The 14,952-nt window shown below is 47.0% G+C and carries 12 protein-coding genes; 7 read left to right on the top strand and 5 right to left on the bottom strand.

What is annotated here, in order from left to right:
- Both R2Q26_RS06515 and R2Q26_RS06510 read left to right on the top strand, forming a co-directional pair.
- The gene (locus tag R2Q26_RS06515) at positions 1 to 1,209 is read left to right on the top strand and encodes an aminotransferase class V-fold PLP-dependent enzyme (RefSeq protein WP_317535540.1); all 1,209 of its coding nucleotides are present in this window, start codon (positions 1 to 3) and stop codon (positions 1,207 to 1,209) included.
- 203 nt (positions 1,210 to 1,412) lie between these two features.
- Positions 1,413 to 1,805 carry a hypothetical protein gene (locus tag R2Q26_RS06510; RefSeq protein ID WP_317535539.1) on the top strand — a complete coding sequence of 131 codons (393 nt, stop codon included), beginning with the start codon at positions 1,413 to 1,415 and terminating at the stop codon, positions 1,803 to 1,805.
- A gap of 165 nt (positions 1,806 to 1,970) precedes the next feature.
- Here the strand turns inward: R2Q26_RS06510 and R2Q26_RS06505 are convergent, their stop codons facing one another.
- A complete protein-coding gene (locus R2Q26_RS06505) occupies positions 1,971 to 3,917 on the bottom strand; it encodes a choice-of-anchor tandem repeat NxxGxxAF-containing protein (RefSeq protein WP_317535538.1) in 1,947 nt (648 codons plus the stop codon).
- Positions 3,918 to 4,013: 96 nt separating this feature from the next.
- On the bottom strand, positions 4,014 to 6,137 hold the full coding sequence (gene metG / locus R2Q26_RS06500; protein WP_317535537.1) for a methionine--tRNA ligase: 2,124 nt from the start codon (positions 6,135 to 6,137) through the stop codon (positions 4,014 to 4,016).
- A gap of 120 nt (positions 6,138 to 6,257) precedes the next feature.
- Here metG and apbC point away from each other — a divergent pair, with 120 nt between their 5' ends.
- From apbC to fghA, 5 genes are all read left to right on the top strand, one after another.
- Positions 6,258 to 7,346 carry an iron-sulfur cluster carrier protein ApbC gene (apbC, locus tag R2Q26_RS06495; protein WP_317535536.1) on the top strand — a complete coding sequence of 363 codons (1,089 nt, stop codon included), beginning with the start codon at positions 6,258 to 6,260 and terminating at the stop codon, positions 7,344 to 7,346.
- Between the two features lie 9 nt (positions 7,347 to 7,355).
- Entirely contained in the window at positions 7,356 to 7,922 is a 567-nt protein-coding gene (gene dcd, locus R2Q26_RS06490; RefSeq protein ID WP_317535535.1) for a dCTP deaminase, read from the top strand.
- Between the two features lie 108 nt (positions 7,923 to 8,030).
- Complete coding sequence (locus R2Q26_RS06485; RefSeq protein ID WP_317535534.1) at positions 8,031 to 9,752, top strand: sirohydrochlorin chelatase; 1,722 nt, start codon at positions 8,031 to 8,033, stop codon at positions 9,750 to 9,752.
- 215 nt (positions 9,753 to 9,967) lie between these two features.
- The gene (locus R2Q26_RS06480) at positions 9,968 to 11,074 is read left to right on the top strand and encodes an S-(hydroxymethyl)glutathione dehydrogenase/class III alcohol dehydrogenase (protein ID WP_317535533.1); all 1,107 of its coding nucleotides are present in this window, start codon (positions 9,968 to 9,970) and stop codon (positions 11,072 to 11,074) included.
- A 10-nt stretch (positions 11,075 to 11,084) separates the two neighbouring features.
- A complete protein-coding gene (gene fghA / locus R2Q26_RS06475; protein ID WP_317535532.1) occupies positions 11,085 to 11,936 on the top strand; it encodes an S-formylglutathione hydrolase in 852 nt (283 codons plus the stop codon).
- A gap of 4 nt (positions 11,937 to 11,940) precedes the next feature.
- On the opposite strand, the gene R2Q26_RS06470 is transcribed toward fghA, so the two are convergent.
- Genes R2Q26_RS06470 through R2Q26_RS06460 form a run of 3 tightly spaced genes read right to left on the bottom strand, consistent with a single transcriptional unit; the run spans position 11,941 to position 14,949 of the window.
- Positions 11,941 to 13,176, bottom strand: coding sequence for an EAL domain-containing response regulator (locus tag R2Q26_RS06470; protein ID WP_317535531.1), 1,236 nt, complete (start codon positions 13,174 to 13,176; stop codon positions 11,941 to 11,943).
- Between the two features lie 60 nt (positions 13,177 to 13,236).
- Positions 13,237 to 14,283: a metal-dependent hydrolase gene (locus R2Q26_RS06465; protein WP_317535530.1), complete on the bottom strand. Its 1,047-nt coding sequence runs from the start codon at positions 14,281 to 14,283 to the stop codon at positions 13,237 to 13,239.
- A gap of 12 nt (positions 14,284 to 14,295) precedes the next feature.
- Positions 14,296 to 14,949 carry a TetR/AcrR family transcriptional regulator gene (locus R2Q26_RS06460; RefSeq protein ID WP_317535529.1) on the bottom strand — a complete coding sequence of 218 codons (654 nt, stop codon included), beginning with the start codon at positions 14,947 to 14,949 and terminating at the stop codon, positions 14,296 to 14,298.
- Positions 14,950 to 14,952 lie beyond the last annotated feature (3 nt).

The following is a 14,952-nucleotide window of genomic DNA, read 5'->3' as shown; positions in this document are numbered from 1 at the left end:
ATGCTGAATATCATGCAGCTCCTTGCGGATACGCCGGGCGCGCACAACATCATTCATTTGAATAATGCTGGTGCTGCGCTTATGCCTCGCGTCGTGCTCGATACCATCATCCAGCACTTACAGCAGGAGGCGCTCATCGGGGGATACGAGGCTGCGGAGGCAGCCAGCGAGCGCCTGGAAAATGTCTATGACGCGATCGGGCGCCTGCTCAACGCGCAGGCTGGGGAGATCGCGATTGTAGAAAACGCGACGCGCGCATGGGACATGGCGTTTTACTCACTGCCACTGGCGAGAGGCGACGTGATTCTAACCGCCGCAACCGAGTATGCAGGCAACTATATTCCCTACCTCCAAATGAAACGGCAGCGCGGTGTCCAGATCAGGATCATTCCTAACGACGAGCAGGATCAGGTTTCAGTCAACGCGCTCTACGATATGCTCACTGACCCGCGTGTAAAGCTTATTTCCTTGCCCCTCATCGCGACTAACGGCGGCCCGGTGCAACCAGTTGGAGCGATTGGTGCAGCAGCCCGAGCAGCTGGTGTATGGTTTTTGCTCGATGCCTGCCAAGCTGTGGGTCAGTTGCCACTGGATGTACAACAGATGGGATGCCACATGCTCTCAGCGACCAGCCGCAAGTATCTGCGCGGACCGCGTGGTATGGGTTTTCTTTACGTTGAAAGAAACTTATGCCGGCAGCTTGAACCCACATTTCTCGATTTGCATGCAGCGACACTGCAAACGGCCGACCAATTCGAAGTACGCGATGATGCGCGGCGTTTTGAAAACTGGGAATGTAATATCGCTGCCAAGCTCGGTATGGGCGCTGCGATTGAGTACGCGCTGGCACTCGGCATCGACCACCTCTGGGCGCGTATCCAACAGCTTGCCGATCACCTACGCGAGCGGCTGGCACCGATCGATGGTGTGACAGTTTGGGATAGCGGTCTCGTCAAATCCGGAATTGTGACGTTTACGCTTGATGGATACGGCTCGAAGGAGATCGAGCGCCTGCTCGCCAGGCAGCCAAGGCGCATCAATGTCTCTACCTCGACCTTCCGCTCAACGATGCTGGATATGGAGGCGCGTGGCCTGCGCGACATCGTACGCGCATCTGTCCATGCCTATAATACGGAGCAAGACATCGAGGCAATTGCTCAGGCGATTGAAACGATACCGGGGTCGAAGCTGACGAAAGCTACTAGGTAAATTGTTATAGCCCCTGGTAATAAGCTCATGCGAGTTGAAGATATTGCGTGGCTGATAAGAACTGGGTTATGCCTCTCAGCAAGATTCGTCATCGCGCTTCTAATCAGCATAAGAGTTTGTGACCTTGGTTTTACTTATCCTGGCAGTAGGGTGTAATAAGCGAAAGTGCATTGCACCAGTTGTATCATTCGGCGCAATAACGATTGCGCCCTACGCATGCTTATGAAAATCAAGATAATTGCATCTGGAATAGGAGCTCAACATGCGAATCGAGCACGTTTGTTTATGGAACATCAACTGATGGTACTGTCGAAGGCTGGCAAAGCGTCGATGGCGTGATGGATTGTGTGGAGCGGCTAATCAAATCATGCAATGCCAGCAAGGTGGGATATGATTCGGTTGGTCCGTGCAGGTGCACACGAATAGGAAGTCATTGCAGCAGCATCTTTTCTGAGGTCGCTTGCATGTTTGCCTGCATGCTTTCGAATGCGGGACAAACTGGCGGAGGTGAACCTACTGGTGGAGAAGAAAATGCCATGCAGGATAGAAAGCTGAAAACCTATATCAGGCAACGAAACGAACCTAACCTAAAATAAGTGAAAAGAATATAAACTCAATCGCAAAGAAATCAGTAGGTAGGGTGTAATAAGCGAAGCGCATTGCACCATTTGTATCATAAGGCGCAATAACGATTGCGCCCTACGCGGGCTATGGACTCTTCCTGTTTTGCAAGTAAAACAGGAAGAGTCTATTCCATTACCCTACTGCGCTTCAAGAAATACAATGACATTTTCTACCGGACCTACTTCTATAATACCTGATCCGAAGCGTTCCCCAGCGACAAAAACTGTTTTATTCCTCATGCCCAGATAAGTGTTGGTGGCAGGATAAAAACGAAAGAGAAATCCTTCAGCAATCTGATTAATAACATTTGCTGGAGAAAAAAGATCAGGAAATACTTGCTCGGCGAGCGCAAAGATTCTTTCCTCCTGATTGTTTTTACCTTCAGCTAAAAAGATGCCTCTCCGGAAATCTCCACTAGCAGCATCCAAAAAGCCTCCAAAAACTATTTGGCCGCTATCATTTAATTGGGTTGCACGCCCCCCTTCTGTTGAACTATGAAGAATTTGAGATTCACTGAAAGCAGCAACTCCACCAGTTCCATTGGTAGAATGGCCAAGTGCAAAATCAAAGCTCACTTCTTTGCCATCAACAAAAACCGGCATTCCATCATATGCAACCAGTTCAAGATCTGATTTGCTGGTTCCACGCCATATTCCATACTTCTGACTAGCGGGAGATCCCAATGCATCCGTAGAAGTATCGTTCGCATCTACAACCGCTCCGCTCAAAGCAAACTGGCCAGCCTTATTCATTGCTATGCTGGAGAAGGAGCTGAAAAACCAGGTGTCACCAAAGCCAGGTGGTTGATCTGCAAGCTGTAAAATAGAAGAAAGTTGAGAAACACCAGCTTCATTAATGTTTGCATAAGGCTGGGATGGTCTGGGCGCTCCAGTTAAGATCGCTACAGAAGAATCTGTTTTAACCGGCACTATTGATGAACCATTGCTTCCTATTAATGGTAAGCTCGTCTCAGTGAATGGTAATAAAAAAGCATTATTCACATCTTCAGCAAGAAACTCTCCTTCCAGGAGCAGCAATTTAATTGCACTCGAACTATCTGCTATCCATAGACTTTTTTTTGCGGAGCCATTAGCAGCATTACGCAAAATTGCAGGAAAACTTATTTCCCCTTGATCATTGAATGAAAGTATATTTACATTAATGGCAAATATATTCAGGCCTCGGTTGTCGAGATCCAAATGAAATGTTGTATCTGCCATACCTGGCACAGGGTCGCCACTAGCCAGTATCAGCTGGGTTTTCTTTTGATCCCATTTGAAAATACCAAAAGTTTCAGATGGGCACAAAGCTCCCCCCAAGCCTGAACTAAAAGCAATTTCTCCAGATTGATTAATATTCACTGAACTTATCGCGGTTGGTAAAAATATATAACTACAATTTTCTACAGGCGAAGGAATTAATTCCAGTGTTTCAAAATTCCAGAACCATATACCCATTCGTTCACTTTGGTTACTATTGCGATCTCCGACTACTGCTTGAATAATCATGCCGGCATCGGTAAAAGCAAAATTTGTGATGCCTCTAATAGAGTATTCCTGCGAAAAACCTGGAGCTTGGTCCCCATTACGCAGTATCCCGTATATCTTTCCGCCAACGTAAGCAACCACCCCAAATGGATAATTTTGACCGATGGCTCCAATTCCTTTTAATTCCGCTATAAAACCTACATGCCCTGATTTTGTCACTATAATTCTTTCTGCCTGCATTGCGAAGAATCGGCTACCGATGGTATTGGTAGATAATGCGCTGAAAAAAAATACATTGTCTGGAAATCCAGGCATTGAATCGTTTTCTTTTATAATTACTTTTAATTGCCCAGGCAAGCCAGACCAAACAGCATTTAACTTATTTCTGCCAATTGCATCACCAGTAAATGCCACATGACCTGAAGACCCTATAACGGGAATCATTAGATTGTTATAGGTATATTCAGATGTGAAACCCGCAGCAGGCTGACCAGACTCAGCTATTAAATCGACTGCAGAAAATAAATAGCTAGAACATAAAATGGTTACATTCAATAGAATTATTTTTAGAATAATTCTGCAGCTTGTTGCTCTCATCTTCATTTCATCTCACTTTATATTTTTTCTTTCTTCTGAAGACAACTCACTTATAACTATCGGGTTGAGCGACTTTATGTAACCCATTGCATCGATTCACTTCACCCGCATACCCGGCTGCGCTCCGTCGTCTGGTGAGAGAATATACAGCCCCCCTCCACTGCTTCCATCACTTGCTGCCAGCACCATGCCTTCGGATAAGCCAAATTTCATTTTACGCGGCGCGAGGTTGGCGACCATGACGGTGAGACGCCCTTTGAGTTTTTCTGGATCATAAGCAGATTTAATGCCGGCAAACACGGTGCGCTGCTCTGAACCAATATCCAGCGTGAGTTTGAGTAATTTTTCTGCACCTTCTACATGTTCGGCATTGACAATGCGTGCAATACGTAAATCGATCTTGCTGAAATCTTCGATTGAAATGGTTTCTGCGATTGGTGCAATCACACGTTGCTGTATATGCTGTTGCGTTTCTGAGTGTCGTACGCGGGAATGTGAATCAGGGCTTGGGGCGATAGTCTGTTTGTTGGCTTCAATCAAGGCATCGATTTGTTTAGCATCAATGCGCGTCATCAAGTGCTGGTAGGTATTGATCGTGTGTCCTGCTGGCAATAGCACTGTAGATAAAGCTTGCCCGGCTTTTTGTTTTGGCCAGGGAAGTGAGTCGCAATTGAGGAAATGCTCGATTCTCGCCGCTGTGGCAGGCAAAATGGGTTTCAGGTAGCACGAGAGCAAATAGAACAGTTGTATTCCCAAACTACAGGCAAGATGTAATTCCTTATTGCGCGCAGCATCTTTGGCGATTTCCCACGGGGCCAGCTCTTGAATCAGTTCATTCACTTCATCTGCCCGCTTCATGATTTGCCGCATTGCTGCAGAAAAATCCCGCTCTTCATACGCTTTTTCGATAACGCCAGACTGCCAGGAAGCAAAGCGTTCATCGATCATTTTCTGCAGCACGCGATATTCTTCCCCAGCAACCAGTTTGCCGTCAAACCGTTTGCTGATGAATCCTGCGCAGCGGCTGGCGATATTGATGTACTTGCCGACCAGATCCGAATTCACGCGTGCGGTGAAATCTTCCAAATTGAGATCGATATCTTCCAGGGTGCCATTCAGTTTGGCAGCATAGTAATAGCGCAGCCATTCTGGATTAAGCTGCTGTTGTAAATAGCTTTCCGCAGTAATAAAGGTACCGCGTGACTTACTCATCTTTTCGCCATTCACGGTGAGAAAGCCATGCGCAAAAATCTGCGTCGGGGTACGATAGCCTGAATTTTCCAGCATGGCTGGCCAAAATAATGCATGAAAATACAGGATATCTTTGCCGATGAAATGATAAAGCTCGGTATGAGTATTTTTCTGCCAGAACTCATCAAAATCGATACCACGCTGGGAACACAAGTTTTTGAAGCTGCCCATGTAACCAATCGGTGCATCGAGCCAGACGTAAAAATACTTGCCGGATTCTCCTGGTATTTCAAAGCCAAAATACGGCGCATCACGGGAAATATCCCAGTCGGACAGCTTGTTTTCCCCTGCCTCCCCTAACCATTCGTGCATTTTGTTGGCGGCTTCTGCTTGCAGATGATTGGCTTCCCGTGTCCAGCGACGCAGGAAATCTGCACAGCGACTATCTGACAAACTGAAAAAGAAATGCTCGGAGGCTTTTTTCACGGGCGCCGCGCCCGAAACCGCAGAGTAAGGATTTTTTAATTCTGTGGGCGCATAGGCGGCGCCACAGGCTTCGCAGGAATCACCATATTGATCTTTCGCACCGCACTTGGGGCATTCTCCTTTGACGAAACGATCCGGCAGAAACATGTTTTTAACCGGATCATAGAGCTGCTCGATGGCACGCATTTTGATGAGCCCCGCTGCTTTCAGCTTGTGATAGATTTCTTCCGAATACTGACGGGTTTCTTGCGAATGAGTGCTGTAGTAATTATCAAAATAGATATGAAAGCCGGTGAAATCGCGCAAATGCTCACCATGCACACGGGCAATCAGCGCTTCCGGCGTCATACCTTCTTTCTCGGCACGCAACATGATGGGCGTACCATGCGTATCATCTGCGCATACGTAATAAACGGTGTGCCCTTGCATTTTTTGGTAGCGTACCCAGATATCGGTTTGAATATATTCCACCAGGTGGCCAAGGTGAATGCTGCCGTTGGCATAAGGCAGCGCAGAAGTAACCAGCATCTTTCGTGTGTTCATCGATCGTCGGTATATTGAATATTTGAGAAGGTGAATTGTAACAAACTGGATACTTTCCCCTGATATTTGTTAACATCAATAATTTCAATAAATAAATGCTCTGCATAAAGGAGTTGTATCGTGGCGATTACAGAACAACAAATAGAAACCGCCCTCAAGGAAATTATCGACCCCACCACGGGCAAAGACTACGTCACCAGTAAGGAAGTGCACAATATCAAAATCGACGGAAGCAATGTCTCGCTTGATATTGAACTAGGCTACCCGGCCAAAAGCGTGATCGAATCGATTCGCCAGCAGGTCAGTGATGCGTTGAAAACCATTCCAGCTATCGGCAACGTAACCGTCAATGTAAGTAGCAAGATTATTCCGCATGGCGTGCAACGGGGCGTCAAGCTGATTCCCGGGGTAAAAAATGTGATTGCGGTCGCTTCTGGCAAAGGCGGTGTTGGCAAATCTGCCACCGCAGTCAATCTCGCGCTCGCACTCGCGGCTGAAGGGGCAAATGTCGGTATCCTGGATGCGGATATCTACGGTCCCTCACAACCCCAAATGCTCGGCATCAGCGGTCAACCCGAATCACCGGATGGTAAGACTATCGAACCGATGCGTGCACATGGTATTCAGGCCATGTCAATCGGTTTATTGATCGATGTAGAAACACCCATGGTATGGCGCGGTCCGATGGTGACACAGGCCTTGCAACAACTATTGAATGATACCCGCTGGCATGATCTCGATTACCTTGTGATCGATCTACCGCCCGGTACCGGCGATATTCAATTGACGCTCGCGCAGAAAGTACCGGTGACCGGGGCAGTCATCGTGACAACCCCCCAGGACATCGCTTTGCTGGATGCCCGCAAAGGACTGAAAATGTTCGAGAAAGTCGGTATCCCGATTCTGGGTATTGTGGAAAATATGAGCATGCACACTTGCTCGAAATGTGGCCATACCGAACCCATTTTTGGAACAGGTGGTGGGGAAAAGATGTGCAAAGATTATGAGGTAGACCTGTTAGGCGCACTACCGCTGGATATTAAAATCCGCGAACACACCGATTCGGGTAAACCCACAGTAGTCGCTGAGCCGGATGGGCAGATTGCCGAAATCTATCGTGCCATTGCACGGCGGGTGGCAGTCAAAATCGCCAATCTGACAAAGGATTATTCTGAGGTGTTTACTAAAATAATTATGGAAAATGATTAATTATTTGATATGACGATCAAATCAGACAAATGGATCCGCAAAATGGCCATCGAGTACGGCATGATCGAGCCATTCGAGCCAGCACAGATCAAACACAAAGATGGCAACAAAATCGTTTCCTACGGCACATCCAGTTATGGCTACGATATTCGCTGCTCAAATGAATTCAAATTGTTTACTAACCTGAATTCGACGATCGTCGATCCCAAGCAATTTGATTCGAATTCCTTCGTCGATGTCAAAAGTGATGTCTGCATCATTCCCCCTAACTCCTTCGCCCTTGCGCGCACCGTCGAATACTTCCGCATTCCGCGCAACATCCTCACAATCTGCCTGGGAAAATCCACCTATGCCCGCTGTGGGATCATTGTCAATGTCACCCCCTTTGAGCCAGAATGGGAAGGCTACGTCACGCTCGAATTTTCCAACACTACTCCGCTGCCGGCCAAAATTTACGCTAATGAAGGCGTTGCCCAAGTGATCTTCTTTGAATCGGACGAGGTCTGTGAAACCTCTTACAAAGATAGAAATGGTAAATACCAATTTCAGCAGGGAGTGACGCTGCCTAAGATATAATTTCAGACTGAAACAACTGCTTATCTCAGTAATCCAGACGAATGACGTAGCATCATGCTTTGTATTTCCTTAGCAAAAGCGCCTGGTGCGTGACTATGGAGGAATATCATGTATATACCAAAGCACCTCATAATCCTGAAATGCTTCTTCCAGGCAAGACTGTTTGTTTTAGCGCTGATAATCTTGAGCAGCCATGCTCTGGCCGAAGAAAGCAATCGACACCAGAATCAGACTGGTTTTCTCGTTTTGACTGCGGATCGCGGTTTTGTTGGTAACGAAGAAATTCTGGATATATTTGAATTATTTGCAGAAAAGCATAATGCTGCTTTGGTCTTTGTCACCGATGAGCACACAGAAAAATATCTCAAGATCAGTCTTAATGCCCTGCTAGATAAAGGGGCTGAACGGATCAAAGTAATCCCGCTATTCATTTCAGCAGCAAACCCACGTTACCAGTTTGCGTGTGAACTACTGTCACACCAGCAACTTACCGTACCCATTTCATATACGCGTCCTTACGGTGAAAGCTTTTTTGCCGTTGAAGATCTGGTCGATAAATTCCGTGTTATTGAATATCCCGCTAATACTCATGTACTTGTAATTGGATATGGCGCAACTGATCCCGTCAACGCGCAAAAAATGCAAAAGGATTGGGAGCGTATTGCCGGACAAGCTGCTGCTGGTTTTGGCTTCAAATCACTTCAGGTAGTGCTCGCCTATGACGGAAGGAGCGAAGAAATAGAACAACACGCTGCTCTATTAAAGCAAGCACTCATCAACAGCCGCCCGGCCCAGGAATTAGACGATAAAACCAAAACCATTGTTATACCGTTTCATTTTGGTCCTAAGTATGACAGCATGATGTCATTCGACATGGGACTGAAACGATTACTTCCCGCCGGTATGCAGTTGCTTTCCGAGAGTAAAAGCAACATCGATAGCCTGGCTATTTGGTTACAACGCGAAGCTAATCTGAGTCAACCGCTCACATCAGAAGATATTGGTGTGGTGTTTCTAGCCCACGGTTCAACTTTTGACTGGAATGAGCAAATGCGCGAAGCAGTGCAACCATTGATGAATCGCTACAAGATCGAATTTGCATTTTCGATGGCAGATCAATTCACGATTGAACGTGCTATCCGTAAGCTGGAACAGCGCAGTGCCAAAGCGGCTATCATCGTACGCGTATTTGCATTGGAAGAAAGTTTTCGTCACGAGATTGAACGCATGGTCGGGTTGGATATAGAAAATAAGGTTCAAAACATATCTGAGCACGATGCTCATAGTGGGAAAGAATATGCTCAGCATGGCACGCCTGAAAACATTCCAACCCGCATCCGTACCCGCTTACCAGTCCGAACAACAGGAGGAATTGGAACGAGTCCACTGTTCGCAGCTGCGCTGTTTGATCGGGTGCGCGCATTGTCCAAGGATCCTGCCAAAGAGACCATCATTCTTGTCGCACATGGCTCCGGCAATGACCAGCAAAACGAACAATGGCTCCAAATACTGGAAACACTCGCCACGCACATGCGCAAAATAGGCGGTAATGAATTTCGTGCAATCAAAGTCGCAACCTGGCGCGAAGACTGGCCGGATAAGCGTGAACCCTGGATTGAAAAAGTTCGTGCCATGGTGAATGAAGCGCAAAAACAAGGAGGAAGAGCACTTATTATTCCTGCACGTGTCATGGGCGAAGGACACGAAAAGATGTTTTTAGCTGGATTAGAATATGAATTAGGCTTGGGATTCGCGCCACATCCCTTATTTGTCCAATGGGTTGATGAGCAAATCAAATCGGGCATGGCGCAGTTCAGAACTAATGAATAAATCTGCTGCACGATGCAATTTTGTTTTAGCAAAACTGCGTTTTATTGAAACTTTGTTTTTACCAACTTATGCTGAATTCTTGACAAAAAGCTATCTATCACCCCAATGATACGTTAATATTTTGCTCGTAACTGGCTCGGCTTTGAATGTTGAATACCTAGCGTTCGGGATGAGCACTTAATATCATTTCACCAAACAAAAAGGAATCATCTAGTATGAAAACACGTGCTGCCGTAGCCTGGCAGGCAGGACAACCCCTTACGATTGAAGAGGTCGATTTGATGGCTCCCAAAGCCGGCGAAGTCCTGGTTGAAATCAAAGCGACCGGTATTTGCCATACCGATTATTACACCCTTTCCGGTGCTGATCCTGAGGGTTTCTTTCCAGCAATCCTGGGGCATGAAGGTGCTGGTATCGTGGTTGAGACCGGTCCTGGTGTTAAATCGCTGCAACAGGACGATCACGTTATCCCCTTGTACACGCCGGAGTGCCGGGAATGCAAATTTTGCCTATCCAGAAAAACCAATCTATGCCAGGCAATCCGCAGTACCCAGGGGCGCGGCCTGATGCCGGATGCCACCTCCCGTTTTTCACTCAATGGTAAACCGATCCTGCATTACATGGGCACCTCCACCTTTGCCAACTATGTGGTCGTGCCTGAAATCGCCCTGGCCAAAATTCGCAAGGATGCCCCTTTTGACAAAGTCTGTTATATCGGCTGTGGTGTGACTACCGGCATTGGTGCTGTCGTTTTTACAGCCAAAGTAGAAGCTGGTGCCAATATCGCAGTATTCGGCCTCGGCGGCATCGGCTTGAATGTTATCCAAGGTGCCAAAATGGTGGGTGCTGACAAAATCATCGGTATCGATGTCAACCCGGCGCGCGAGAAAATGGCGCAGGAATTCGGCATGACTCATTTCCTCAACCCCAATGAAACAGAGAACATTGTCGATGCCATTGTGCAATTGACTGACGGAGGTGCCGATTACAGCTTTGAATGTATCGGCAATACACAGGTCATGCGCCAGGCGCTGGAATGCACGCACAAGGGATGGGGACGCAGTATCATTATTGGTGTGGCAGAAGCCGGTGCTGAAATCCGTACACGCCCTTTCCAGCTGGTCACGGGTCGCAAATGGGAAGGTTCTGCCTTCGGTGGCGCACGCGGTCGCACCGATGTTCCCAAGATCGTCGACTGGTATATGGATGGCAAGATCAAGATCGATCCGTTGATTACACATACACTAAAACTGGAAGATATCAATGAGGGCTTTCAGTTGATGAAGGCAGGTAAATCGATCCGCTCGGTCGTCCTTTACTAATACCAAACAAATGACCACACATCTGGAAACACGCAACACACACCGTTGTTTTGGTGGCACACAAGGTTTCTATCAACATTTCTCAGAAACCATCGGTCTGCCGATGCGATTTTCGGTCTACCAACCCCCGCAGGCTCAGCACGGTTCAGTTCCTGTCCTTTTTTTTCTTGCCGGACTTACCTGCACGGAAGAAACCTTCATGATCAAAGCGGGTGCGCAACGTATCGCTGCCCAGCTTGGTATCATGCTGGTTAGCATGGATACCAGCCCACGCCAAACAGGTATCGACGGTGAAGCTGATGATTGGGAGTTGGGTACCGGTGCAGGATTTTATCTGGATGCGACTGAAGCACCGTGGTCAAAGTATTTCCGCATGGAAAGTTACGTGACGCAGGAACTGTACCAGCTCATTTTGTCGCATTTCCAGGCAGATCAAAATCGTGTCGGTATCTTTGGTCACTCTATGGGCGGTCATGGTGCCTTAACGCTTGCAATGCGAAATCCAGGACTGTATCGATCCGTTTCGGCATTTGCCCCAATCGCTGCTCCGCAACGCTGCCCCTGGGGGCGAAAGGCATTCAGTCATTATCTGGGTGCATCTCCGGAAAATTGGTGCAAATATGATGCGACCGGCTTGATCGAAGCAGGCCGTCGACTGCCTGCACTCCTTATTGATCAGGGTCTCAGCGATCCTTTCCTGGCAGAGCAATTACAGCTGGATCGTTTTGAAGCAGCCTGCCAGCTAACCGGACAACCTCTGACAATACGTCGCCATGAAGGGTATGACCACAGTTATTACTTTATCAGCACCTTCATGGCAGATCATTTACAGCATCATTACAATCAGCTTAGCCAGATATAGCGACTTAATCAGCTTGAGCTGAGCTCGCTACCATAGACTCAGTTTGTACCCTTTTTAACCAAACCTTTATCCAATCAGGGATTTCTTCGGCCAATAATGGTTTGGAAATAAAATTACCTTGCGCGAGATCGCAACCGGTGCGGCGCAGTAATTCCCAGTCATCCCGATCTTCGACACCTTCCGCCACCGCTTCCATATTTAATTGTTTAGCCAATGCCAGACTCGCATCATAAATCACACGTAGCGTTTCATCTTTCCAGGCTCGGTGGACGAATCCTTGATCGATTTTGAGTTCATCAAAGGGAATATCGCGTAATTGTGCCAGAGAAGAATGCCCAGTGCCAAAATCATCGATGGAAAGACGAAAGCGTTTCAAGCGCAGCCGCGTCAGAATTTCGAGCGACACTCTTATATCGCCCATCAGCTGACTCTCGGTTATTTCCAGCATCAGTTTTTGCGGTGAAATCCCAGTGTCGGCAGCAAGATTAACAACGAGATCCTGAAAATCGAGAGAAGCTAGATTATCCATAGAAACATTGACGGAAACGCGTAACTCAAACCCTGCCTGCTGCCATTTTTTTGCTTGCGTGAATGCTTGTGAAAGGACTAACCGGGTTAAATCATTGATCAGGCCATGTGCCTCCGCTACACTGATAAATTGATCTGGAAAAACGAGGCCATCTTCAGGGTGATGCCAACGCACCAATGCCTCCACACCCACTACCGTACCACTGGCAACAGACACCTTGGGTTGATAGTAACTAATCAGCGCGCCCTCTTTAATGGCGGTTCTTATTTCTTCCGCGCTATATATTTTCTTAGCTTTGGGAGGTTTCACTGGTACGGGTGGCGTCCATTGCGTCAACAAAGCCAGCATCGCTTCGGGTTTGACTGGCTTTTGCAGATAACCTAGCATATGAATTTTATGCGCCTGCACCAATCTCTCAGCCGTTCTCAGCATACGCTCATCCTCGCCGCTCACGAGAATCAAGCTACCCGTAAACTGCCGCTCAACGAGATAACGTACAAATTCGATCCCGTCCATCCCTGGCATGTTCAAATCAAGCAATATCAGATCAGGTCGAGTTGCCTCGTTATCCACCTGCGCTAATGCATCGTACCCATTATCGCAGCAAACAACGGAAGTAAATCCTTGGTTTGTCAGCATACGTGCCAATAATTTGAGCATAAACCGCTCATCGTCAAGAATCAAAATCTTGATCGCAGATCTTTCGATCATGATGTTCCTTTTTAGGAAAAAATAATTAGTATTGAGCTACGCTAAAATAGCTCAAACGGTTTAATCAATCCAGAAAGCGCCTTTCTGACGTTGCAAATACCAATTAGCGCTCTCTTCCTCTCTGCACCCTCCATAGCGAAATGATGGTGGCAGTAAAGGAAATTTAAACCGTAAATCATAAAACCAGATACATACCCCTTTTTCAGAGTAATCAATTCTATCCAATTGCGGGAATACCGCAAACTGCCGGAAATCTGCCAAGGCAGGCTGATACCAGGCTTCACGTACCAGTGCAGTATCAACAGGGAAATCACCAAACCGCTTAAGTTGCTGCCACTTGGCGGAAGTCAACGGTTGATAAACGGCAAGCATTTTTGATAACACGCCATTATCAGAGAGCATTGCTGAAGAACCAGATGCTAACTTAACTAATAAAATATGATAGGTTTCTCCTTCCACGGCAACGATCTTCCAGTTAAAAGGTGAAAAAGGTTGTGGTAACACGTTGATTTCTGCGTCGGCAAGAGCCATTTTCTGGGCATATGCCAGACCAATGTCCTTGGCCTGTTCATGCAAGAATGCTAAAAATACGACATACATACTCAGGCAAACGAGCGCAAAACCAGCGATATACTTCTTTGCTGGAAGAATGTAACTCATGACCAACCCCACGATGATAATGGCACTAAACCATGAGTCAATGACAAAGGCAAGCGGCATAGAAAATCGCTCAGTAGAAAAAGGCGCCAGCAGCATCAATCCATAAGAAGTAATCAAGTCTTCCGCAATGTGAATAGCGATCCCTAGACTAGCCGGAATTAAAAAAAGCTGCCATGAATAACGACCGCGTGCAACTTTGGAAAATAAATACGACAGAAAAAATGCCCATAGCGGTAACATCAAGAGTGAGTGGGTAAGACCCTGGTGCCAGTTAAGATAGGTAAGGGTATCGATCAACCGTATTGCACCATCAATATCAGGAAAAGCTGCTGCCGTCATTCCGGCGATAAGGCGAGTACGCACTGGCAGGGCTTTTAACTTCGGCAGCACTGGCTCAGCCGCACGTACCAGCAAGGCGCTGCTTAAGGCATGGGTCAAGGTATCCACCGCGTTGGATGATCAGTGAGTCGATTTGCTGGGTGACACACTGATTCGATCAACTGATACCTGACTTATTTTAGATTCATTATTACCATAAATAGTTTGATCCAGCCACATTGCCAGGCTTAGATTACGATTCAGAAATTGTCGCGTCCTACTTGATCCTGGTGTTTCATCCCGCATCCAGAAAAAGAATGTCATCAGATAAATAGTAGTCAAAACAGATTCCTCCAGTGCACGCCGCACAAAGATAGCATCACGCTGTGCCGCCTCACGAATCCATTGCACAGTACGGCTAATACGCATCACGGCAGGCACTTGAATATGGATGTGTCCAGGTTCCATTTTTGCTAAAATCATTTGTTGTGTCACTTTGCGCTGGACAGCCAGAGCATCCAGCCAAATCATGATGAGACGATGAATACGTTGCTGCGATGTGAGTGCTGAAAAATCAGCAGTATCTGCCTCTCTTAGCATGATACCGTCTGCACGATCAAACCAGGCATCAACCAGATCCTCCTTTTCACGAAAGTAGCCACGTATCTCATCTAATGAAATATTTAGCTCAGCCGCAATATCATGAATACGAACGGCTTCCCACGAAGTACGCGCTGCTATTGCAACTGCAGTATTGACAATTACATCACGAATATTTTCGCTTTCTGTTATCATCTT

The organism is Nitrosomonas sp. Is37 (genome assembly GCF_033063275.1).
Taxonomy (GTDB): domain Bacteria; phylum Pseudomonadota; class Gammaproteobacteria; order Burkholderiales; family Nitrosomonadaceae; genus Nitrosomonas.
Note: the sequence above shows the minus strand (reverse complement) of the source record. Positions and strands in the feature narration are given on the sequence as shown.